The organism is Paraburkholderia sp. J63, from assembly GCF_905220245.1.
GTDB lineage: Bacteria > Pseudomonadota > Gammaproteobacteria > Burkholderiales > Burkholderiaceae > Paraburkholderia.
In genome coordinates, this window is sequence record NZ_CAJMZF010000016.1 from 1 (window position 1) to 23,133 (window position 23,133).

General features: G+C 66.7%; 20 protein-coding genes and 1 pseudogene. 13 read left to right on the top strand and 8 right to left on the bottom strand.

All coding sequences use genetic code 11. The features are described from left to right. Window positions 1-123: 123 nt before the first annotated feature. Window positions 124-1,074 (bottom strand): LysR family transcriptional regulator, encoded by a 951-nt coding sequence (locus U5775_RS18490; RefSeq protein ID WP_322059543.1) that lies wholly within the window; start codon window positions 1,072-1,074, stop codon window positions 124-126. A gap of 165 nt (window positions 1,075-1,239) precedes the next feature. Here U5775_RS18490 and U5775_RS18495 point away from each other — a divergent pair, with 165 nt between their 5' ends. The 3 genes from U5775_RS18495 to U5775_RS18505 all read left to right on the top strand — a co-directional run bounded on the left by U5775_RS18495 (window position 1,240) and on the right by U5775_RS18505 (window position 5,117). Next, the gene (locus tag U5775_RS18495; RefSeq protein ID WP_322059544.1) at window positions 1,240-2,568 is read left to right on the top strand and encodes an MFS transporter; all 1,329 of its coding nucleotides are present in this window, start codon (window positions 1,240-1,242) and stop codon (window positions 2,566-2,568) included. 154 nt (window positions 2,569-2,722) lie between these two features. Beyond that, the gene (locus U5775_RS18500; RefSeq protein WP_322059545.1) at window positions 2,723-4,006 is read left to right on the top strand and encodes a Zn-dependent hydrolase; all 1,284 of its coding nucleotides are present in this window, start codon (window positions 2,723-2,725) and stop codon (window positions 4,004-4,006) included. Between the two features lie 82 nt (window positions 4,007-4,088). Beyond that, entirely contained in the window at window positions 4,089-5,117 is a 1,029-nt protein-coding gene (locus tag U5775_RS18505) for a histone deacetylase family protein (protein ID WP_322059546.1), read from the top strand. A 37-nt stretch (window positions 5,118-5,154) separates the two neighbouring features. Here U5775_RS18505 and U5775_RS18510 read toward each other — a convergent pair whose 3' ends face one another. The 5 genes from U5775_RS18510 to U5775_RS18530 form a co-directional block, all read right to left on the bottom strand. After that, a complete protein-coding gene (locus U5775_RS18510) occupies window positions 5,155-7,518 on the bottom strand; it encodes an EAL domain-containing protein (protein ID WP_322059547.1) in 2,364 nt (787 codons plus the stop codon). 479 nt (window positions 7,519-7,997) lie between these two features. Further along, window positions 7,998-8,900, bottom strand: a complete 903-nt coding sequence (locus tag U5775_RS18515) for a PhzF family phenazine biosynthesis protein (RefSeq protein ID WP_322059548.1) — start codon at window positions 8,898-8,900, stop codon at window positions 7,998-8,000. Window positions 8,901-9,069: 169 nt separating this feature from the next. Continuing rightward, window positions 9,070-9,534, bottom strand: a complete 465-nt coding sequence (locus U5775_RS18520; protein ID WP_322059549.1) for a RidA family protein — start codon at window positions 9,532-9,534, stop codon at window positions 9,070-9,072. A gap of 43 nt (window positions 9,535-9,577) precedes the next feature. Beyond that, window positions 9,578-10,777, bottom strand: coding sequence for a PLP-dependent aminotransferase family protein (locus U5775_RS18525; protein WP_322059550.1), 1,200 nt, complete (start codon window positions 10,775-10,777; stop codon window positions 9,578-9,580). Window positions 10,778-10,884: 107 nt separating this feature from the next. Beyond that, on the bottom strand, window positions 10,885-11,586 hold the full coding sequence (locus U5775_RS18530) for a VOC family protein (protein ID WP_322059551.1): 702 nt from the start codon (window positions 11,584-11,586) through the stop codon (window positions 10,885-10,887). A gap of 252 nt (window positions 11,587-11,838) precedes the next feature. Here U5775_RS18530 and U5775_RS18535 point away from each other — a divergent pair, with 252 nt between their 5' ends. The 4 genes from U5775_RS18535 (at window position 11,839) to U5775_RS18550 (ending at window position 16,769) form a co-directional block, all read left to right on the top strand. Then, window positions 11,839-13,314 carry a PLP-dependent aminotransferase family protein gene (locus tag U5775_RS18535; protein WP_322059669.1) on the top strand — a complete coding sequence of 492 codons (1,476 nt, stop codon included), beginning with the start codon at window positions 11,839-11,841 and terminating at the stop codon, window positions 13,312-13,314. Between the two features lie 185 nt (window positions 13,315-13,499). Next, entirely contained in the window at window positions 13,500-15,413 is a 1,914-nt protein-coding gene (htpG, locus tag U5775_RS18540) for a molecular chaperone HtpG (RefSeq protein ID WP_322059552.1), read from the top strand. A 166-nt stretch (window positions 15,414-15,579) separates the two neighbouring features. Beyond that, window positions 15,580-16,236 (top strand): chorismate--pyruvate lyase family protein, encoded by a 657-nt coding sequence (locus U5775_RS18545; protein WP_322059553.1) that lies wholly within the window; start codon window positions 15,580-15,582, stop codon window positions 16,234-16,236. Between the two features lie 32 nt (window positions 16,237-16,268). Next, window positions 16,269-16,769 (top strand): DNA-deoxyinosine glycosylase, encoded by a 501-nt coding sequence (locus tag U5775_RS18550; protein ID WP_322059554.1) that lies wholly within the window; start codon window positions 16,269-16,271, stop codon window positions 16,767-16,769. Window positions 16,770-16,852: 83 nt separating this feature from the next. Here U5775_RS18550 and U5775_RS18555 read toward each other — a convergent pair whose 3' ends face one another. Further along, window positions 16,853-17,161, bottom strand: a complete 309-nt coding sequence (locus U5775_RS18555; RefSeq protein WP_322059555.1) for a type II toxin-antitoxin system RelE/ParE family toxin — start codon at window positions 17,159-17,161, stop codon at window positions 16,853-16,855. Continuing rightward, window positions 17,158-17,433 carry a YlcI/YnfO family protein gene (locus tag U5775_RS18560; protein WP_322059556.1) on the bottom strand — a complete coding sequence of 92 codons (276 nt, stop codon included), beginning with the start codon at window positions 17,431-17,433 and terminating at the stop codon, window positions 17,158-17,160. The genes U5775_RS18555 and U5775_RS18560 overlap by 4 nt, the downstream gene beginning before the upstream one ends. An 84-nt stretch (window positions 17,434-17,517) precedes the next feature. Between U5775_RS18560 and U5775_RS18565 the strand changes: the two are divergent. From U5775_RS18565 to U5775_RS18590, 6 genes and pseudogenes are all read left to right on the top strand, one after another. Then, window positions 17,518-17,736 (top strand): annotated as a pseudogene (locus U5775_RS18565) (hypothetical protein); the annotation flags it as partial. A 56-nt stretch (window positions 17,737-17,792) separates the two neighbouring features. Continuing rightward, a complete protein-coding gene (locus U5775_RS18570; protein WP_322059557.1) occupies window positions 17,793-18,374 on the top strand; it encodes an energy transducer TonB in 582 nt (193 codons plus the stop codon). 153 nt (window positions 18,375-18,527) lie between these two features. After that, window positions 18,528-19,430, top strand: a complete 903-nt coding sequence (locus U5775_RS18575) for a spermidine synthase (RefSeq protein ID WP_322059558.1) — start codon at window positions 18,528-18,530, stop codon at window positions 19,428-19,430. A 363-nt stretch (window positions 19,431-19,793) separates the two neighbouring features. Further along, window positions 19,794-20,036 carry a DUF3311 domain-containing protein gene (locus tag U5775_RS18580; RefSeq protein WP_322059559.1) on the top strand — a complete coding sequence of 81 codons (243 nt, stop codon included), beginning with the start codon at window positions 19,794-19,796 and terminating at the stop codon, window positions 20,034-20,036. Further along, the gene (mctP, locus tag U5775_RS18585) at window positions 20,033-21,583 is read left to right on the top strand and encodes a monocarboxylate uptake permease MctP (protein WP_322059560.1); all 1,551 of its coding nucleotides are present in this window, start codon (window positions 20,033-20,035) and stop codon (window positions 21,581-21,583) included. Before U5775_RS18580 ends, mctP begins: the two co-directional genes overlap by 4 nt. A 216-nt stretch (window positions 21,584-21,799) precedes the next feature. Beyond that, window positions 21,800-23,110 carry an FUSC family protein gene (locus U5775_RS18590; RefSeq protein WP_322059561.1) on the top strand — a complete coding sequence of 437 codons (1,311 nt, stop codon included), beginning with the start codon at window positions 21,800-21,802 and terminating at the stop codon, window positions 23,108-23,110. The last annotated feature ends 23 nt before the right edge of the window (window positions 23,111-23,133 follow it).

Consider the following 23,133-nt stretch of genomic DNA (forward strand, 5'->3'; position numbering starts at 1 on the left):
CAATCGACAAAAACTGTCAAAGCACGATTGCAGACAATCAAGCTAAAGCGAACAAATGCGCGATGCATGCGTTTTTGCGACAACGGCGCGCAAGGAGGATGCGATGTCAGTTCAAATATGTTCTCAAAGCCGCTCCGCGAGCGCATGGCGCTGCATGCAGCGCTCCATCGCGTCGAAGAACGCTTCTTCGGCCGCATTCCGCTTGCGTTCGCGATGCCACAGCAAGTGGATGTCGACGTCCACGAGCCCTTCCTCCGGCGGCAGCCGCCACAGACGCTGCCGCGCCAGATCGTCCTTCACCGCGTGCTCGGGCAGGCAGCCGATGCCGTAGCCCGCGAAGATGAGCCGCCGCACCTCGTCGAGGCTCGGCGACGACGCCACGATTCTCCCCGTAAAGCCGCGCTGATCGCGAAACACCGTGAGCGGCGAGAGGCTGTCGCCGATCTGGTCGCTCGTGAACGACACGAAATTCTCGGCCAGCAAGTCTTCCATCGTCAGTTGCGAGAGGCCGAACAGCCGGTGGTGCCGGCCGCAGAACATCGCGTAGCGTTGGCGCAGGAAGCAGCGCATCTCGAGCTTCTCGACGGGCGTGCGGCATAGGCTCAGGCCCGCGGTCGCGGTCTTCTGCAGTAGCGACGAGATGATGTCCGACGAGCGCATCACTTCGATCTGCAGATCGATGCGCGGATACGCCAGGTGGAATTCGGCGAGGAATTCGTCGTAGACGCGCGATTCGATCCGGCTCACCGTGAGGAGCCGGATCGACCCGGTGATGTCGGCGGTGCGCTCGTCGAGCCCGGTTTCGAGCTGCGAAATGGTGCCGTAGATGTCGCTCGCGATGCGATAGACCTCCTCGCCGGCCTGGGTCGGCACGAAATGCGCGCCGCGCCGCTCGATGAGCTTGCGGCCGAGCGCGTCTTCGAGCCGCTTGAGCGCCTGGCTCACGGCGGGCTGCGTCACGTAGAGGCGCGCGGCGGCGCGGCTCAGGCTGCGCTCCTGCATGATCGCGAGATAGGTGCGCAGCAGGTTCCAGTCGAGCCGGTCGTTGAGAAAGCGGGTGGTGTCGGCGCGCATGGGCAGTCTCCTCGCCGGTCTGCGGCGCAGTCATTAGTCAAATTTATGTGCCGAATAATAACTCGAAATTTGACTAATGTTTTATGGACAGCGATAAAGCTTTCATGCGTATTGCAAGTCCTGCGGCAAGCAGCACGCACGACCAAACCGCAAGGAGACACCCCCATGACCACCCCGCAAACCACCACCCCTGCCACACGACAGCCGGTGCGCGCCGCTGCAGCGGCGTTCATCGGCACCATGATCGAGTGGTACGACTTCTACATCTACGCCACGGCCGCCGCGCTGGTGTTCGGCGAACTCTATTTCCCGTCCGAGGACCGCTTCGTGAGCACGATGGCTTCGTTCGCCACGTTCGCCGTCGGCTTCTTCGCGCGGCCGCTCGGCGGCGTGATCTTCGGGCATCTCGGCGACCGCATCGGCCGCAAGAAGGCGCTCATGACCACGCTCATGATGATGGGCGTCGCCACCGTCTGCGTCGGCCTGCTGCCGTCGTACTCGAAGGTCGGCCTGCTCGCGCCGGCGCTGCTCGTGCTGCTGCGCATCGTGCAGGGCGTGGCGGTGGGCGGCGAGTGGGGCGGGGCGGTGCTGATGGCGGGCGAGCACGCGCCCGCAGGCCGCCGCACCTTCTTCGCGTCGTTCGCGCAACTCGGTTCCCCGGCGGGCCTGATTCTCTCGCTGCTGGCGTTCCGCTCGGTCACCTCGCTCGACAAGGCCGATTTCCTTTCATGGGGCTGGCGCCTGCCGTTCCTCGTTTCGGCGGTGCTGCTCGTGGTGGGCATCATGATCCGCCTCGGCGTGAACGAGTCGCCCGAGTTCGAGAAGCTCAAGGTCCAGCGCCGCACCGTGAAGCTGCCGGTCGCGGAAGTGCTCCACTCGGCGTGGGGGCTCGTGCTGCTGTGCATCGGCGCGAACACCATCGGCATCGCGGGCGTGTACTTCACCAACACCTTCATGATCGCGTACACGACGCAGTACGTCGGCATCACGCGCTCGCTGATTCTCGACTGCCTGTTCGCGGTGGCGATCATCCAGTTCCTCGCGCAGCCCATCGCCGCGTGGCTCGCGGAGCGCATGGGCGGCGCGCGCTTCCTGAAGTGCGCGGCCATCGCGGCGATGCTCTCGCCGTACCCGATGTTCGTGCTGGTCCAGCGCGGCCAGGTCGTGCCGATGGTGATCGGCATCGCCATCGCCGTGGTCTGCATGGCGAGCTTCTATTCCGTGATCGCGGGCTTCGTCTCGGGCGTGTTCCCCACGCGCGTGCGCTACTCCGCTATTTCGCTGTCCTACCAGGTGTGCGGCGCGGTGGCCGGCGGTCTCACGCCGCTCGTCGGCACCTGGCTCGCGCATCGCTATGCGGGTCAATGGTGGCCGCTCGCGGTGTTCTATACCTGCCTGGCTGCGGTGTCGCTGCTGTGCATCGTCGGTCTCGACGCGCGCCGCGCCTCTCAGGCGCATGACGAAGCAGCCGCCGAGGCGCTCAGTTCGCATTGATGCATTGATACGCGCGGCGCGCTGCACGGTAATGCCGCTGCGCGCCCTGCACTGCATTGCGCAATCTGCACTGCCTGTGCCGCAGTGCATGACCTGCACTCAGGCGCAGGCCGTGCAGACCCAAACTACTATTCGACCGGAGATGGATAGACCGATGAACAACCTCTTGCATATCGACGGCCCGCGCCTGTGGGCGAGCCTCACGGACATGGCGCGCATAGGCGCGACCGCGGGCGGCGGCGTGCGCCGTCTCGCGCTCACCGAGGAAGACCGGCGCGGCCGCGAGCTGTTCGCGCAGTGGTGCCGCGAGGCCGGCATGACGGTGTGGACCGATCAGGTGGGCAATCTTTTCGCGCGGCGTGAAGGCGCCGATCCACAGGCCGCGCCCGTGCTGATGGGCAGCCATCTCGATACGCAGCCCGAGGGCGGCCGCTTCGACGGCGTCTACGGCGTGCTGGCCGCGCTCGAAGTGGTGCGCGCACTCAACGATGCGCGCGCCGTGACCGAAAAGCCCATCGAGATCTGCTCGTGGACCAACGAGGAGGGCGCGCGCTTCACGCCCGCGATGCTCGGCTCGGCGGTGTTCGCGGGCGCGATGACGCTCGACGACGCGCTCGCGCGCCGCGACGCCCAGGACGTGACGCTCGGCGAGGCGCTCGACACATGCGGCGCGCGCGGCACGCGGCCCGTGCAGGGCGTGGCCGTCGATGCGTATTTCGAGGCGCATATCGAGCAGGGCCCGATCCTGGAGGCGAACGGCACGACCATCGGCGTGGTGACGGGCGGCCAGGCGATCCGCTGGTTCGACGTGACGGTGTCGGGCGTGGCCGCGCACGCGGGCACGACGCCGATGCGCTATCGCAAGGACGCCTTCTTCGGCGCCGCGCACATGGCGCTGGAGATCGAGCGCGCGATGGCGCGCCATGCGCCGCTCGGCCTTGTGACGATCGGCCAGGTGCAGATCGCCAACTCGTCGCGCAACACCATCGCGGCCAACGTGACCTTCACGGTCGATCTGCGCCATCCCGACGATGGAGAGCTCGACGCGATGGAGCAGGACCTGCGCGCGGTCTGCGCGGCGGTGGGCGGCACGCGCGGGCTCGGCGTGGCGATCGCGCATTGCTGGACCTCGCCGGCCACGCCGTTCGACCCGGCTTGCGTCGCGCTCGTGGCCGAGGCGGTCGAGCGTCTCGGCTATTCGAACGAGCGCATCGTGAGCGGCGCGGGCCACGACGCGATCCACCTCGCGCGCTATTGCCCGACGGCGATGGTCTTCATCCCCTGCGTGGACGGCCTCTCGCACAACGAAGCCGAAGATGCGCTGCCCGAGGACGTCACGGCGGGCACGAACGTGCTGCTCAACGCGGTGGCCGCGCGCGCCGGCGTGCGCGTGGGCGAGCACATTAGTGCACGTGCGCCGCAAGCCTTGTCTGCATGAAATTGCACGAACCGTGCTGCACCGGAGTGCAGGTTATCCGGCGCACTCGAGTGCATGAGCAAACCTTGAAGGAATACTGAGCATGAAGACCTGGTTTCATCCCGAACAACTGCTCCATCATCCGCGCAGCTATCTCTCGCGCGGCCAGATGCGCGAGCCGCAGGAAGTGCCGGAGCGCGCCGCGCGTCTCGTTGCCGCCGCGCACGCGCTCGGCTTCGAGGTGAGCGAGCCCGCCGATTTCGGCACCGCGCCGATCGCCGCCGTGCACGACATGAACTACCTGCGCTTCCTCGAGGAAGCGCACGCCGAGTGGAAGCGCATGCCCGAAGACTGGGGCGACGAAGTGATGTCGAACATCTACGTGCGCGATCCGAATCCGTTGCGCGGCGTGCTCGCCCAGGCGGCGCGCTATCTCGCCGACGGCAGTTGCCCGGTGGGGACGAATACCTGGCGCGCGGCCTACTGGTCGGCTCAGAGCGCGCTGGCGGCGGCCGCGACGGTCAACGACGGCGCGCGTGCGAGCTATGCGCTGTGCCGCCCGCCCGGCCACCATGCGCGTGCCGATGCGGCGGGCGGTTTCTGCTATCTGAACAACGCGGCCATCGCGGCGCAGTCGCTGCGCGGACGCTTCAAGCGAGTCGCGATCCTCGACACGGACATGCACCACGGCCAGGGCGTGCAGGAGATCTTCTACGGCCGCGACGACGTGCTTTATATCTCGATTCATGGCGACCCGACCAACTTCTATCCCGTGGTCGCGGGCTACGAGGACGAGCGCGGCGATGGTGCGGGCGCGGGCTACAACGTCAATCTGCCGATGCCGCACGGCGCGTCGGAAGACGCGTTCTTCGAGCGCGTGGATGCGGCGCTGCGCGTGCTCAGGCGCTTTCAGCCCGATGCGCTCGTGCTCGCGCTCGGCTTCGACATCTACAAGGACGATCCGCAGTCGAAGGTGGCCGTGAGCACCGAAGGCTTCGGCAAGCTCGGTCAAGCGATTGGCGCATTGGACCTGCCTTCGGTGATCGTGCAGGAAGGCGGCTACCACCTCGAAAGCCTCGAGGCCAACGCGCGGGCGTTCTTCGGCGGCTTTACGGGGACACGCGCACGTTAGTGCACGGCGGCGCACTGCGGGTGAGGGCGGCCGCCGTTCAGCGCGACTGCGGGGCGTCGCTCAGGCGTTCGCCTTGCCCGGCCGTGCCGAGGGCCTGCGACATGCCGCAGACGCCGAAGCGCTCGATCAGCGCGGGCACGCCTTCCACGGGCACGGGGCGCGAAAACAGGAAGCCCTGCGCCTCGATCGGGCCGAGCGCGGAGAGCCACGCGATCTGCTCCTCGGTCTCGGTCCCTTCCACGACCACGGTGAGGCCGAGCGAGCGCGCGAGATTGACGATGGCCGAGACCATCACGCAGACGCTGCGGTCGGCCGGAATCGCCTGCACGAACGAGCGGTCGACCTTGAGCGTGTCGACGGCGAAGCGATTCAGGTAGGACAGCGAAGAATAGCCGGTGCCGAAGTCGTCGAGCGCGACGCGTACGCCGAGGCGCTTCAAGGCGAAGATCTTCTCGGAGACGAGCTCGGGGTACTCCATCATCGCGGTCTCGGTGATTTCGAGTTCGAGCTTGTGCGCGGCGATGCCGGTCTCCTCGATCGCGTGCGCGACCGTTTCGTAGAGGTCGCCGCGCCAGAACTGCACCGCCGAGATGTTGATGGCGAGCGAGAGCGTCTCGTAGCCTTGCTGCTGCCATTGCGCGAGCTGCGCGCACGCCGTGCGGATCACGAAGTCGCCCACCGGCACGATGAGGCCGGTCGATTCGGCCACCGGAATGAACTCGCTCGCCGGAATGAGCCCGTACTGCGGATGGTTCCAGCGCACCAGCGCCTCGAAGCCCGTGATGCAGCGGCGGCGCAGGTCGATCTTCGGCTGATAGGCGAGAAAGAGCTGGCCTTCGCCGAGTGCGATGCGCAGCTGCTGCTCCCACTTCATCAGATGGTCGGCGCGGTGCGCGAGCTGCGGCGAGTAAAAGCGAAAGCAGTTGCGGCCCGCTTCCTTCGCGGCGTACATCGCGAGGTCGGCCTTCTTGAGCAGGTCGATCTCGCTCTCGTGCGCCACGGCGAAGAGCGCGATGCCCGTGCTCGCATGGAGCACGAAGGCGCTGCCGCGCACGTCGAACGGATGCGTGAACGCGGCGTTGGTCACTTCGGCGATCGCGCTCGCGCGCTTCTCGATCTCGTCGCCCTTGACGATCACCACGAACTCGTCGCCGCCGATGCGCGCGAGCGTGCCGGCGCCGCCCACGGCGTCGGCCAGACGCGCGGCGCTCATCTGCAGCACGATGTCGCCCGCGTTGTGGCCGAGCGTGTCGTTGACGGTCTTGAAGTTGTCGAGGTCGATGAAGAGAATCGCGAGGCGCCCGAGATTGCCCGGCTGCGAGACTTCGTGGCGCAGCCGCTGCAGCGTGGCGTAGCGGTTGGGCAGGCCCGTGAGCAGGTCGTACTGCACGAGTTGCGACATCTCGCGCTCGCGCCCGAGCAGCTTGCCGATCAAGCCTGTGGCCACGGCGAAGAACGAGAGCATGGCGAGCGAGATGAAGGTCGCCATCATCAGGTAGACGTTGCGCGTGTGGTTGTAGTCCGCGAACTGCTCGGCTTGCGAGAGGCCCACCAGCACCGCGAGCGGATAGCCGTCGATATGGCGGTACGAGACGATGCGCATGACGTGGTCGATCGGATCGACGTAGGTGCCCGAGACATGCTCGGAAATCGGATAGACGCCGCTCGCCGAGAACGCGCCGCTCGCGCGCTCAGCATTGCCGGTGCGGCGCGCGAGCACGGCGCCGGTGTCCGAGATCACGGCGATCACGCCGTCACGGCCGATGGCGGCGTTGTTGTAGAAGTCGCTCGTGAAGTAGCTCGGGTCTTCGGAGACCACCACCACGCCGGCGAACGAGCCGTCGGGATGATTGAGGCGGCGCGTCATCTGCAGGGTCCAGTGGCCCGAGACGCGGCCGAGCACCGGCTTGCTGATGTAGAGCTGGTCGTCGTTCTCGTGCTCGTGCACCTTGAAGTGCTCGCGGTCCGAGAGGTCGATGGGCTTGGGATTGGGCTCGGCGGTGTTGGCGACGAGCGTGCCGTGCTCGTCGATGATCGACACCTGCACGAGCGAGTCGCTTTGCACCACGCCTTTCTCGACCGTGCTGATGAGATTGAAGTGGTCGGGCGTCTTTTCGAACTCGTATTTCACGAAGCGCGTGATCTGGTCGACCTGGTGGATCGCCTTCACCGTGTGCTGCTCGAGCGCCGCCGAGAGAATGGCGGCCGAGGCCGTTGCCTCGCGCTCGGTGGCGTCCTTCTCGACCGCAAGGCGCGTGAAGATCACGGCCCACAGCAGGATCAGCACGAGGACGCCGAGCAGCGGAATGGCGAGCAGCGTGCGCGGACGTGTGTAGGCCGGCCCGGGCGCAGCGCTGCGCAGGCCCGCGTCGCGCGAGAAAGGGCGCCAGTTCGCGCTCATCTCGCCCGCCGCACGCACGCACCGTCGCGCCGCTGATGCGGCGGCCGGGACGATGACAAGGCGCTCGGTTGGATCGGCGGCATCGAATGCGAAAAGCGGCTGTGGAAATAGCGCGAAGTGCGCGAACAAGGGCCAGCGGACGCGTGTTTGCGCCCGATGTCTGGATCTTAATGGTTGGGCAATGAATAAGGAAGCCATCCCTCCCCGGGTATACGCCAGTCGCGGGCGGGCGGGGGCGCGGCCGCGATTCGCGGCGCATAGACGAGATGCCGCGCATGGCGGCGCGGAGCATGAACCGGCGCGGGTCTGCGCAGGACGCATGCCTGCAAACGTAGGGATCGACGTATGCGCGCTGGATGCGCCTGTGTGGTTCGATTAATGCGGGGCGGTGTTGGGCGCACGCCTCGCATGCACATCTGCGGCGATCCGGTGACGACGGATTACCGTCGCGTGACGATCACGCGGGGATCACGCGCCGCTCATGCGAGCCGGATCGTACCGTCGACGACCGTGCGCGTGGTGCCGCCGATCCAGATCTTGCCCGCCGCGTCGTCGTAGTCCACGAAGACGCGGCCGTCGCGCCCCATCGCGGTGCCCTGGCGCACCGTATAGCGGCTGCCGGGACGGCGGTTTTGCTGCGCGAGCAACATGGCGATGGCGGCATTGGCGCTGCCGGTCACCGGGTCTTCGCCTTTGCCGAGGCCCGTCATGAGGCAGCGCACCTCGAAGGTGGCCGGGCCGTCCGCGCCATGCTCGCCGTAGGCCGCGAGCCCTTGCGCGCCCACGCTCGCGGCGACGGTGGCGAGCGCGTCGTAGTCGATGTCGAGCGCGAGCACCGCCCGCGCCGAGGACAGATGCACGACGAGCCAGGGCGCACCATTGTCGACGCCGTAGGGCGTTGCACCGAAATCGATCGCGTCCGAGCGCAGGGCCGCGCGCAACGCGTCGTATTGCGACTCGGCGAGCGGCGTCATTTTCGCGGGCGGCGCGGCGAATGCCCAGATGGGCGTCGCGTCGTCGGCGTGCGCTGCCGGCCCGCGCGCGGCCAGTTCGATGAGGCCCGCGCCGCATTCCTGCACGAGGCGTCCCGGCGTGTTCGGCTCGCGGCCGCTCTCCAGAAACGCGTGCGCGGCGCCGAGCGTCGGATGGCCCGCGAAAGGCAATTCGCCCTGCGTCGTGAAGATGCGGACGCGATAGTCGGCGCGCGCGTCGGTGGGGGCGAGCAGGAAGGCGGTTTCGGAGAGATTGGTCCAGCGCGCGATGGTTTGCATCTGCGCCGTGTCGAGCCCGTCGGCGTCGAATATGACGGCGAGCGGATTGCCCGTGAAGGGACGCGACGCGAACACGTCGACCTGTTTGAAGCGGACGCTGGGCTGGGTCATGGCGCGAGAGAAAGAAGCGTGACGGGGGCGGCGGCCGGGAGGGGCAAAACGCGCTGCAGGCTGCATCGCGCGCTCGCCGCGATGGTGGCGCACGCACCGGACGGCGCGTGCGCGGGAGGAAGCTGCGCGGGTGCGGACCGCTCAGGCCGATCCGCTTTACAGCGAATACTTACTCGACTTCGGCGATCAGCTCGATCTCTACACACGCGCCGAGCGGAATCTGCGCGACGCCGAATGCCGAGCGCGCGTGCTTGCCTTTCTCGCCGAACACTTCGGCGATCAGCTCGGAGGCGCCGTTCGTGACGATGTGCTGCTCGGTGAAGCTGAGCGTCGAGTTCACGAGGCTCATCAGCTTGACGATGCGCTTGATCTTGTTGAGGTCGCCCGTGTGGGCGTGCAGCGTCGCGATCAGATCGATCGCGACCGAGTGCGCGGCGGCCTTGCCTTCCTCGGTCGTGAGCGACTCGCCGAGCTTGCCGGCCCAGACCTTGCCTTCTTTCTTCGCGATGTGGCCCGAGAGGTACACGGTTTTGCCGCTCTGCGCGCTCATCACGTAGGCCGCGGCGGGTGCGCCTGCCTCGGGCAGTTCGATGCCGAGCTGTTCGAGACGGTCGTAGACGTTGATGTCAGCCATGATCAGGAGTCCTTGTACGGTTGGGGTGATCGGTGCGCGCACATCAGATGCGCGCGCGGATGAGTTTCGCGAGCGTCGCCACGCCTTCGTCGATCTTCGCGGGCGGCACCGTCACGAACGAGAGGCGCAGCTTGTTGTGCTGCGGCTCGCTCGCGAAGAACGGCGCGCCCGGCACGAAGGCCACGTTCTGCGCGACGGCTTCTTCGAGCAGCTTCATGGTGTCGATGCCCTCGGGCAGCGTCACCCAGACGAACATGCCGCCTTCGGGGCGGTTCCAGCTCACGCCCTCGGGCATGTTGCGCGCGAGCGCGTCGAGCATCGCCGCGCATTGGTCGCGGTAGAGCGCGCGCACCTTCGGGATATGCGTGTCGAGGAAGCCGTCCTTCACGACTTCGTGGACGATGCGCTGCGTGAAGCTCGGCGTATGGAGGTCGGTGGCTTGCTTGGCCTGCACCAGTTTGAAGTGCAGATCTTCGGGCGCGATGATGTAGCCCACGCGCAGGCCCGGCGCCAGCACCTTCGAGAACGAGCCCAGATGCACGATATGCTCGGGCGCCATCGAGAGCAGCGTGGGCAGCGGCTGGCCCGCGTAGTCGAGCGCGCCGTAGGGATCGTCTTCGATGACCGGGAAGGGCGCGCGCTGCGCGAAGCGCGCGAGCGCCTCGCGGCGTTCGAGCGGCAGGCGGCGGCCGGTCGGGTTCTGGAAGTTCGGGATCGCGTAGAGCAGGCGCGCGTCGGCGGTGAGCTCGGGCGTGAGGCCTTCGGGCACGAGGCCCTGGTCGTCGGTGGGCACCTGCACGTAGCGCGGCTCGTAGAGCGAAAACGACTGCAGCGCGCCCAGATAAGTGGGCGTTTCCACGAGCACGGGGCTCGCGGGCGAGATGAGCACCTTGCCGAGCAGGTCGAGCGCCTGCTGCGAGCCCGTGGTGATGAGCACCTGCGAGGCGCGGATCTTCGCGCCGCCCACCGAGTAGCGCTCGGCGACCCATTCGCGCAGCGGCAGATAGCCTTCGGTCGCGCTGTACTGGAGCGCGCCCGTCGGGCTGTCGCGCAGGATGCGGTCGGCGGCCGCGCGCATTTCCTCGACCGGGAACGAGGCCGGCGCGGGCAGGCCGCCCGCGAACGAGATGACCTCGGGCCGTTCGGTGACCTTCAGGATTTCGCGAATCGCCGAGCTGGTCAGCTTGATCGCACGCTCGGACAGTTGCCACGCGGGGGCAGCCTTGAGATCGCTTTGGTCCATGGGGTCTCCTTGTTGAGGTCGGGCGGGCCGCACTGGCCCGGATTGAGGCGGCGCCGGCGCAAGGGGCGCGGACCGCCGAAAGCCTTTGATTATGACGCGAATCGCGCTCAGACGGCGCGCGCGGACACGGGCGTGCCGAGCGTGCGCAATCCCGATGGCGTTTCGAACTGCGCGACGAGCGCGGGCGCAGCGGCTTCTTCCACCGCGATCAGCGACGCCGCGCCGAGCCAGCTCACCTGCTCGCGCACGGTTTGCGCGTGGGGGTGGAAGCCCGTGAGCGACTTGAGGACGATGCCGGTGTCGGTGAGCGTCTGCGACGGATGGCGCGGCGTGTCCCACTGGATCAGCGAGGGCACGATGCCGTCGCCCGCGCGTTGCCAGGACGGGAACGCGCCGTCGAGCGGCACCGTGAGCTGCCAGCTCAGCTTGCCGCGCGTCATCGGCACGAGGTCGGCAATGCGCTGCGGATACTGGCCGCGCCAGCGTTCGAGACTTTTGGGCGGATCGACGCGCGCGACCCAGTGCGAGAGGTACGGCCCCGTTTCGAGGCGCGCCTGCACGGCGGGATCGTCGAGCGCGAAGAGGCGCGCGCGGCCGGCGGCGTGCGGGCTCGCGCCGGGGTCGATCGCGATCACCTCGAGGTAGATGCCGCCCCACAGCCCGAGCAGGCGGTTGTGGGTGCGCATGAGCGGATGCGCGCCGCCGCCCGCGGGCGCCACGCCCAGCGTATCGGCGACGTATTGCCCGCCTTCGTCGAGCGTGCGGGCGGAAACGACGAGATGATCGAGACGGAGCGGCGTGGCGGTCATAAAAATCGTCTGGAGAGCGGGGCGGACTGGCGCGCGTGGGGCCCACGGCGCACGGTGAGCGCCAGTCGCAACAGGAAGCACGAAAAGCGGCCGGAAGGACGGGAAGCCTGATGATGCATGCAGTGCGCGCATGATCGGCGCCTTACCGGTCCCTATGCGAAGAAATGTACCGGTATGGTGGCAGACAGTAACGGTACAATCGCTCCGATAGTGTTCGGTACAGTTGGAGCCGCCATGTCGTCCGTACCCCTTGTGTCCGTCCCCCTCGACCAGATCCCGGCGCCGCACGACGCGGCCACGACCACGCTCGTCGACCAGCTGGTCCAATGGGGCCGCCGCCGTATCGAAGAGCGCGTGTTCCGACCCGGCATGCGTATGCCGTCCATCCGCAAGCTCGCGCTCGACAAGGGCGTCTCGCGCTTCACGGTGGTGGAGGCCTACGAGCGCCTCGTCGCCCAAGGTTATCTCGATTCGCGGCGCGGCTCGGGCTTCTACGTGCGCGAGCGGCTCGCGGCCGTGACGCCGCTCGAGCGCCGTTCGACCGCGGCCGGCATCGACGCCAGCGGGAGCGCCGAACCCGCGCCGCCGCCCACCCTCGACGTGGTCTGGCTGCTGCGCAACATGCTCCATTCGTCGACGCATCCGGAAAAGGGGCCGGGGCTCGGCTACCTGCCCGCGCGCTGGCTCGACGGCGAGTTGCTGGCGGGCGCCATGCGTTCGCTCGGCCGCCAGAGCGGCGCGCAACTGCTCGGCTTCGGCTCGCCGCAAGGCTTCCTGCCGCTGCGCCAGCAGTTGCAGACGCGCCTTGCCGAGCTAGAGATCGGCGCGACGCCCGAGCAGATCGTGCTCGTCTCGGGCGTCACCCAGGCTATCGACCTGCTCGCGCGACTGTACGTGCAGCCCGGCGACACCGTCGTGGTGGGCGACCCCGCATGGTTCCAGATGTTCGGCCGCTTCGCTTCGCAAGGCGCGCGTCTCGTCGGCATGCCGTACACGCCCGAAGGGCCGGACCTCGACGCGCTAGAAGCGCTCGTGCAAACGTGGCGGCCGAAAATGCTCGTGATCAACTCGGTGCTGCAGAACCCCACCGGCACCTCGCTCACGGCCGCGCAGGCGTTTCGCATCCTGCGGCTCGCCGAGCAGTACGACTTCATCGTCGTCGAAGACGATATCTACGGCGATCTTTGCCCCACGGGCTATCCGGCCACGCGCCTCGCGAGCCTCGACCAGCTGCGCCGCGTGATCTACCTCGGCAGCTTTTCGAAGACGCTCGCGCCCAACCTGCGCGTGGGCTTCGTCGCGAGTGCGCTCGATGTGGCGCAGGCGGTCGCGGACCAGAAAATGCTCGTGGGCATGACGAGCCCCGAGCTCAACGAGCGCGTGCTCTTTCGCGTGCTGACCGAAGGCCACTACCGGCGCCACGTGGAGCGCCTGCGCGCGCGGCTGGACGCCGTGCGCGACAAGGCCGCGCGCCTCTTGGAGCGCGCGGGCTGCAAGCTCTTCATCGCGCCGGGCGCGGGCATGTTCCTGTGGGTCGACACCGGCGTGGACGCCGACGCGCTCACGGCCGCCGGCCACGAGGCGGGTTTCCTGCTCACGCCGGGGAGCCTGTTTTCGCCGCACCAGTCGCCCACCACGTGGATGCGCTTTAACATCGCGAACTGCGGCGACCCGGCGCTGCCGACGTTTCTCTCCGGCTACCTGGACGGCGCGGCCCGGCGGCCCTGATCCGGCGCTGCCCAAGCCGGGCGCGCCTGAGCCCGAGGGCGCCCGCAGCGCCCGAGCCCGGCGCCCTTGAAACCTGCGCAGCGCGTCCCCATATGCGCGAGCAATGCGCCGCGGGAGCCGGCTGGGCAGGAACCCGCGCGCCGCCAACCTTACTGATCTGATTGCAACGAACGAGGACCCCGACCATGGCACAAGAAACCATGAGCTTCCAGGCGGAAGTGAAACAGCTTCTGCATCTGATGATCCATTCGCTGTACAGCAACAAGGAAATCTTCCTGCGCGAGCTGGTCTCGAACGCATCGGACGCGGCCGACAAGCTGCGCTTCGAGGCGCTCGCGAACAGCGCGCTCTACGAAAACGATCCGAACTTGCGCATCCGCGTGGGCTTCGACAAGGCCGCGCGCACCGTCACCATCGACGACAACGGCATCGGCATGAGCCACGACGAAGCCGTGGCCAACCTCGGCACGATCGCGCGCTCGGGCACCAAGGAATTCTTCGGCAAGCTTTCGGGCGACCAGCAGAAGGACGCGGCGCTCATCGGCCAGTTCGGCGTGGGCTTCTACTCGGGCTTCATCGTCGCGGACAAGATCACGGTCGAAAGCCGCCGCGCGGGCCTGCCCACGAGCGAAGGCGTGCGCTGGGAAAGCGCGGGCGAGGGCGAATTCTCGGTCGACAAGATCGAGCGCGCGCAGCGCGGCACCACGATCACGCTGCATCTGCGCGAAGGCGAAGACGAGCTGCTCTCGGCGTGGAAGCTGAAGTCGATCATCCAGAAGTATTCGGATCACGTCGGCCTGCCCATCGAAATGAAGAAGGAAGAATGGGACGCGGAAAAGAGCGAGATGGTCACGAAGGACGAGTACGAGACCATCAACCAGGCGAGCGCGCTGTGGACGCGCGCGAAGAACGACATCAGCGACGAGCAGTATCAGCAGTTCTATCAGCACCTCGCGCACGATCACCAGAATCCGCTCGCATGGACGCATAACCGCGTCGAAGGCCGCAGCGAATACACGCAACTGCTCTACGTGCCGGCGCACGCGCCGTTCGACATGTGGAACCGCGACCACAAGAGCGGTCTGAAGCTCTACGTGAAGCGCGTCTTTATCATGGACGACGCCGAGCAACTGCTGCCGAACTACCTGCGCTTCGTGAAGGGCGTGGTCGATTCGAGCGATTTGCCTCTCAACGTCTCGCGCGAAATCCTCCAGGAAAGCCGCGACGTGAAGGCGATTCGCGACGGCGTGACCAAGCGCGTGCTTTCGATGCTCGAAGAAATGGCTTCGGCGCAAACCGATGCACAAGCGAAGGAAGAAGACAAGGCGAAGTTCGCGACCTTCTGGACCGAGTTCGGCCAGGTGCTCAAGGAAGGCGTGGGCGAAGATCATGGCAACAGCGAGCGCATCGCGAAGCTGCTGCGCTTTGCGTCGACGCACAACGCCACGAACGAGCAGACCGTCTCGCTCGCCGACTATGTCGCGCGCATGAAGCCCGAGCAGACGAAGATCTACTACGTGACCGCCGATACCTGGCAGGCCGCGAAGAATAGTCCGCACCTCGAAGTATTCCGCAAGAAGGGCGTGGAAGTGCTGCTGCTCACGGACCGCGTGGACGAGTGGATGCTCTCGTTCCTCAACGAATTCGACGGCAAGCCGCTCGCGAGCGTGGCGCGCGGCGACCTCGATCTGGGCGCGCTCAACGACGAGGAAAAGCAGCAGCAAGAGAAGGTGAGCGAAGCGCTCAAGCCGCTCGTGGAGCAGATGAAGGACGCGCTCAAGGACAAGGCCAAGGACGTGCGCCTCACGTTCCGCCTGACCGATTCGCCGAGCTGCCTCGTGGCCGACGAAGGCGACATGAGCGGCTATCTGCAGCGCATGCTCAAGGCCGCGGGCCAGCAGGCGCCGCAGATGCAGCCGATCCTCGAAGTCAATCCCGAGCATCCGCTCGTGAAGGCGCTGCGCACGGATAGCGCGGACTTCGGCGACTGGTGCCATCTGCTGTTCGATCAGGCGCTGCTGGCCGAAGGCGGTGCGCTTGAGGACCCGGCGAGCTTTGTGAAGCGGACGAATGCGTTGTTGCTGGGGCGGCCGGGTTAAGGCGGATGTCACCGCGCATGCTTCGCGTGTGCGCGGCGATTGCATCATCGATTCCCTTGCGGCCTTGAGCTGCAAGGGGATTTTCTTTATGGCTTCAATCGGCTCCGTTTAGCTTCGATGTGCGGCCGCCGGCGGATTGCAATGCACGCGGCCTATAATGCGCGCCATGCCCATCCGATTCGATGCCGCCGACGCGCACTGGCGCGTCGCGCCCCTCGCGGCCTTTAATGCCGATCAGAAAGACTGGCTCACGCGCGGTGGGTCGCTCACCGCGCATCTGCGCGCGCTCGGCCACGTCGTCGTGCGCGTGACGCGCGAAGCCGTCGATATGCCCTGGCCCGACGAATGCGCAGCGCTCGGCCTCGCGCCGCGCGAGCGCGCCTGGGTGCGCGAGATCGTGCTCGAAGTCGACGGCGTGCCGTTCGTGGCCGCGCACAGCGTCACGCCGCTCGTGGCGAGCCACGGTATCTGGCAGGCCATGCGCCGCCTGCGCACGCGTCCGCTGGCGGAATTGCTCTACACCGATAGCGGCGTCGCGCGCTCGGCGCTCGTGAGCCGGCGCGTGGGCGCGCGGCATCCGCTCCATGCGCTCGCCGCGCGCGAGACGCAGGCGCATGTGCCGCACGCGTTCGTGGCGCGCCGTTCGGTGTTCGAGCGCCACGGCGCGCCGCTGCTCGTGACCGAATGCATGCTGCCCGCGCTGTGGGCCCATCTCGCACGCGATGCGCAGCCGGCCTTGTCCGCGCATTCGGCGCGCGAGCGAGGGCCGCTCGGGCACACGGCCTCCCGCGCCTCTCATCCGTCCCAACAAGCGGTGCGCTGAGCGCCGTCGTCCAAGCCAGCGAGCCTTCGCCGATGAGCCTCAAGCGCTGCTTTGCCCCCGTCGTCGACGCGCATACGCGCGTGCTGATCCTCGGCAGCTTGCCGGGCGAGGCGTCGCTCGCGCATCAGCAGTATTACGCGCACAAGCAGAACAAGTTTTGGGCGCTTGTTGGTGATGTGATCGGGGCGGATCTCATCGCGATGGATTATTCGACTCGGCTCGAAACCTTGCTGCAACATCGCGTCGGCTTGTGGGACGTTGTTGCTGAGGCTCGACGTATCGGGAGCCTTGATAGCAGTATTCGCGATCATGCGCATAACGATCTGGTTGCGCTGGTCGATACGCTGCCGAATCTGGTCGCCATCGCGTTCAACGGCGGAACTGCGGAGAAGATCGGGATGCGCTCGCTTGATGAGACGGCAGGTCGATATCGGCTCATCCGGTTGCCCTCGAGCAGCCCGGCGTACGCGGCGGTGCCTTACGACGTGAAGCGGCGCGCCTGGGTGGCGCTGCGTCAGTGGTTGCAGATGTAGGTACGAGGTCCGGGACGCCTTCTTTTCTCAACGCGAACGAGCGATTTCGTGTCGAATACGTCGCTTGTTTCGAAAACTCCGGCTCAGTGATAATCGCTTTCGCGTTGGCGGCGCAGGGCGAGGATCGTCACCGTTTGATCGTCGTCGATTTCGAATAACGCAACATACTCCGATGCGCCGAACGGAATAACCGGTTCCCGCAAAAATGGCATTGACGAATGCGCTTTGCGGCAAGTAAATGGTGACGATTCCAGTGTCGCGATACCGGCAGCGATGGCCACAAGTGCGCGGGAAGTGAGTTCGACATCGGCGTCGTCGCGCTCGACAATGCAGCCATAAAGGTGATCCAGATCATCGGAAGCCGCCCGTGTGAACCGGACCGTATTCGTCATCGAGATTTTGCCCGCGTCGTGCGAAGGGCATCGAGCTGCCTTTCCAGTTTTGCCAGCACTTCGGAAGCGGGCAGGTAGTCGCCGGTGCGTAGAGCCGCATCGCGCGATGCGATGCCACGAGCAATGAACTCGCTCTGGTTGCGACGACGTTCGATGCCCTCGCGGATCGATTGCTCGAAGCCCGAGAGCGTTTCTTCCTCGCCCAGGACATTTTCGGCCGCGTCAAGGAGTTCCGGTTCGACCCGGATAGAGGGAATGGTGGCGGATTTCATGGCGTACCTCGATGCGTCGCAATTGCGATGCAATATCCTCCGGCTACCGGGTCAGTGCAAGTTGGCCATTCGGCCGGGGAAGCCATCGCATTCAACGGCGGCACCGCGGCGCGCATCGGCGAGCGCATTCTCGGGCCACACGCAAGGCGCTTTCGCATCCTGCGTCTGCCCTCCAGTAGTCCTGCCTATGCGTCGATGACTTTTGCCGCGAAGCTCGTGGCATGGCGCGCGCTGGGCGAGTTCGCCGGAGAACCGCGCGCCAGCGCACCCAAACGTAAACCCGCTGCAATCTCGCCACGCTAGCATGGTCTCGCGCCCGTCCGGGCGCATTCTCCTCGTCGCCGGGACACGAGACCATAGTGAACAAAAAACGCCCGTTCCTGATCGCTGTTCCCCTCGCGCTCGCATTGGCCGCCTGCGCATCCGACGACTTGTCGACGGTGGGGCCGCACGTGCGTCCTTCGCCACAGGAAGTGATGAACCGCTGTCTCGCGTTCGTCGCGACGCCGGGCTTCGCGCCGCCCACGGAAGCCAGCTTGAGTTCGTGGCAATGGCGGCGCTACGTGAGCTGCAAGCTCGGCGGCAACATGCTCGTGAATCCGAAGAAGGTGCCGCTCGATGCCGAAGCCGTTGTCTCGATCAGCGTCGCGTCCGATGGCTCGATCCGCTCCGTGAAGCTCCTGCACTCGACCGGGAATGACGACTACGACGAGTCCGTCGAGCATGCGATCGACGTGGCTTCGCCTTTGCCCGCGGTGCCGTTGCCGCTGCATATCGCGCGCATCGACATGCATTTTCATCCGGTGCGCGTGAATCCCATCGCCTTGAAAGCGGGGACGCCCGCGATCGGCGGCACGAACGCGGGCGTGGGTCTCTCCGACGAAAGCCATTGGCGCGTGCAGCATTGCAATGGCGTGGGCGGCGTGAGCGCATGCAATTGAAGCAGCGGAAGCCGGGCGGAACCCGTAAAACCGGGCCGACGCCTGCCGCATAAAACCGGCCCGATGCGCCGCCAATGCTATGCTCTCGGTCGCCCTCGCAGTGGCGATGGATTTCGCCTCTGCATCTGCTCCTCACAAGCAAGACATCTTCACATGACGACTCTCATCAAGCGCGCTTCGGCCGAAGCGCGCGCATTCAGCAAGACGCGCAGCAAGACCCGCAGCAACGCCGCCTCGAAGCAGGCCGACGCCGATCTGGACAACGCGCCGGTCATCGAGGCGCCGCGCAAGCCGCGCTTTGCGCCCGTGACGTTCTCGGAAGAGGGCGGCGTGCGCTATCTGCACTTCGGCACCGAGTGGGTACAGGGCGCGATGCGTCTGTCCAAGCCGCAGCACATCGAGCTCGAATACGCGCAGCAGATGATGGCCTGGCTGTTGTTCCTCGCCGCGCCTGCGCGCATCGTGCAACTGGGTCTCGGCGCCGCGTCGCTGACCAAGTTCGCGCATCGCTATCTGCGTCCCGCGAAGGTCGAGGCGATCGAGCTGAACCCGGCGGTCGTGGTGGCCGCGCGCACGATGTTCGAGCTGCCGCACGACGACGCGCGTCTCGCCGTGCGCGAGCTCGATGCGTGGGACTTCGTGCACGACCGCGCCAATCACGGCACGATCGGCGCGCTGCAAATCGATGTCTACGACGCGACCGCGCGCGGTCCGGTGCTCGACAGCGTGGCGTTCTATCGCGCGGCGCGCGCGTGCCTCGCCGATGCGGGCGTCGCGACCATCAATCTGTTCGGCGATCATCCGAGCTATGTGCGCAACATGAAGCGCCTGAAGGAGGCCTTCGACGGCCGCGTGATCGCGCTGCCCGAAGTGCACGACGGCAATCGCATTGCGCTGGCGTTCTCGGGTCCGGCGCTCGAGGTGAGCTGGGCGGCGCTCGACAAGCGCGCGCGCCTGCTGGAAAGCAAGCTCGGCTTGCCGGCGCATCAATGGGTGAAGGCGCTGCGCGCGTCGGACGCCGAAAACGGCAAGAGCGGAGAAACGTTCGCTATCTGACGGTTGCGGACTGTGCCCAGCGCCGCGAGGCGTGGCGCACGTCGGCGCATCGAGGCATCGGCAGAGGCCGGACGTGTACAAGGAAAAGCCGGCCCCATGACAAGTGGGGCCGGTTTTTTTACGCTTCGAACCACGAAGCTTTCTAACGGCTGACAGTTTCACGTCAAGCGCGCTGGCACTGTGTCTTGACAACCTCATCTAAATTGGGGTCCGCCCTTCTTGACCCGCCGCCGCGGCGTCGCTACTCTTTTCTGCGCTTTCGGGGACCTTGCGAGGCACGATCTCGCAGGCCAGGAGCCGCTTCATATCGGGCGGTGGACCGTTTCAAAACCCCCATAACTACATAAGTAACAAGGAGACGTCATGGCTCACGACGCCGACGCCAACAAGGCCAGCAAGCACTGGCTGTGGCTGTTGCTCTTGCCCTGGATCGCCATGATCTGGGTGCCGTCGTACAACAAGGTCGAGCCCACGCTGTGGGACTTCCCCTATTTCTACTGGTATCAATTGCTCTGGGTGCTGATCAGCGCCGTTATCACCGCGCTCGTCTACTTCAAGACCAAGGGCCGCTCGACGGGCGCCGGCAAGGCGGGAGGTGCGCAATGAACGTCGTCGCAACCTTCGTCTTCGTCCTGCTCTTCATCGGCGTCACGATCGTCGGCTTTCTCGCCGCGCACTGGCGCAAGGGCGATCTCGCCCATCTCGACGAGTGGGGTCTCGGCGGCCGGCGCTTCGGCACCGTCGTCACGTGGTTCCTGCTCGGCGGCGACCTCTATACGGCGTACACCTTCGTGGCGGTGCCGGCGCTCGTGTTCGGTGCGGGCGCAACGGGCTTCTTCGCGCTGCCCTATACGATCCTGATCTATCCGTTTGCGTTCGTGGTGTTCCCGAAGCTCTGGGCCATCGCCAAGCGTCACCGCTACGTCACCTCGGCCGACTTCGTTAGCGCGCGCTATGGCAGCCGCATGCTCGCGCTCGCCATCGCGGTCACCGGCATCGTCGCGACCATGCCGTACATCGCGCTGCAGCTCGTGGGTATCGAGGTGGTGATCGGCGCGCTCGGCTTCAATACGACGGGCTTCGTCGGCGACCTGCCGCTCATCATCGCGTTCGCGATCCTCGCGGCCTACACGTACACCTCGGGTCTGCGCGCGCCGGCCATGATCGCGGTGGTGAAGGACGTGCTCATCTACGTCACGATCATCGTGGCCATGATCGTGATTCCCGCGCAACTGGGCGGCTTCGGTCATATCTTCAGCGCGGTGCCGCCGGCCAAGCTGCTGCTCAAGGCCCCGGATGCGTCGAGCCTGAACGGCTATAGCGCCTATGCGACCCTCGCGGTGGGCTCGGCGCTCGCGCTGTTCCTGTATCCGCACTCGGTCACGGCGATTCTCTCGTCGTCGTCGGGCAACACCATCCGCCGCAACATGGCGATGCTGCCCGCGTACTCGCTCGTGCTCGGCCTGCTCGCGCTGCTCGGCTACATGGCGCTCGCCTCGGGCGTGAAGGACATGCCGCAGTACGCGCCGTACTTCAAGGCCTTCGGCCCGAACTTCGCGGTGCCGGCGCTGTTCCTGCAGTACTTCCCGTCGTGGTTCGTGGGCGTGGCGTTCGCGGCCATCGGCATCGGCGCGCTGGTGCCGGCGGCGATCATGTCGATCGCGGCGGCGAACCTCTATACGCGCAACATCCACAAGGAGTTCATCAACCGCGGCATGAATCACGAACAGGAGACCAACATCGCCAAGCTGGTCTCGCTGATCGTGAAGGTGGGCGCCGTGGCGTTCATCCTGGGCCTGCCGCTCACGTACGCGATCCAGCTGCAACTGCTCGGCGGTATCTGGATCATCCAGACGCTGCCCGCGATCGTGCTCGGCCTCTACACGCGCATGCTCGACTGGCGCGGCCTGCTGCTCGGCTGGGCGGTGGGCATTGCCACCGGCACGTGGATGGCCATCTCGCTGCACCTCAAGGGCTCGATTTTCGTCGTGCATCTGTTCGGGATGGACGTGCCGGGCTATGCGGCGGTGTGGTCGCTGATCGTGAACCTCGTGGTCTCGGTGGTGGTTTCGCTGCTCGTGCACCTGGTCGGCATGCAAAAGGGCGAGGACCGTACGCGCCCCGAGGACTATCTCGACCCGGTCGAAGGCTGACCGGGTGCGCGCCGGGGGCCGGGCTCGAGCCTGGGTCCCGTGCGCGCCGCCTCGTTTCCACGCAATGCCCGCAACGTCATGGTTGCGGGCATTTGTTTTTCTGGTGCACGATGCTCGCAGGGACGACCTCTGCGGAGACGTCGTTCGCGGTTCCTCGCCGCTTTTTCGTCGATTTTCCGCCCACTTGCGTCACGTCCAGCAGGCTTCGAGCGCGCCATGGCTTCGTCCGACCACGACACCGAAACCGACTCCGAATCCGCCGCCGCAGCAGCAGCCGCGACCGGCGATGCGTTGCGCCAGGACGCGAACACCGCCGGCCGCCGCAGGCCCGTGCGCCGGCGCTCGCGCGCGGCGCGCATCTGGCGCTCGCTCACGTCGCCGTTTTATCGCTACCGCAATGCCGGGATCATCCACGGCGTGCGCGTGGGGCTCGCGATGCTCGTGTCGATCCTCGCCACCACGGGCATCGACGTTCCGCACGGCATCTGGGCGTCGGTCACGCTGCTCGTGGTGATCGGCGGGCTCCAGCACCACGGCAACATCCGCAAGAAGGCCGCCGAGCGGGCGCTCGGCACCGTGCTCGGCGCGCTGATCGGCCTGACGCTCATCGTCGTGCAGGCGGTGACGGGCCTCACGTGGCTCACCTACCTGCTCATGGCGATCGTCGCGGCCGTCTGCAGCTATTACGCGATCGGCAAGGCGGGCTACGTGCCGCTCCTCACGGCCATCACGATGTGCATCGTCGCGGGCCACGGCGATAACCTCATCGACACGGGTCTGTGGCGCACGCTCAACGTGATGATCGGCATCGTGATCGCGCTGGCGTTTTCGTTCGCGCTGCCGCTGCACGCGACCTATTCGTGGCGCTACCGGCTCGCCGACAATCTGCGCGAGATCGCGCGCGTCTACGCCCAGGTGGTGAGCGGCGCGCACGTAAGCACCGATGCGCAGGTGGAGACCTTCCGGCGCCTGAACGCGCGGCTCGTGCAACTGCGCGGCCTGATGCCTTCGGTGGCTAAGGAGATCGACGTGCCGCTCGCGCGGCTCGAGCAGGTGCAGCGTCTGCACCGCTCGCTGCTGAGTTCGCTGGAGATGATGTCGACGGGACTCGGGAACTACGAGCAGCAGCTTGTGCGCGTGGCCTTCGCGGGGCGCAGCGCATCCGTGCGCGAAGCGCTGCTGGCGACGGCGCGGGCGCTGCGTTTTGGCGGCACGCGGCATCCGGAGGCGGCCGCGCGCGCGTTGCGCTCGGGGGCGCTCGAGGCGGCTTCGGGCGGGGCGGGGGGCTTGGCCGGATCGGGCGTCGCACCGGACCTGGCGCCCGAGGCGACGCAAACAGGTGTGTCAACGGGCGTCCCCGGCACGGCGCCGCTGGAGCCGGGTGCCGCACCGCTCGCGCCGGAAATGCAGGGGCCGTACTGGCTCGAACAGCGCTTCGAGGAGCAGGTGGGGCAACTGCGTGCCCTGCTCCTCGAAACCGAGCCCAGATGGAACATCGAACGCGCCCACATGCACCGCATGGTGTGACGCGCGCCTGGGCGCTGCGTGGG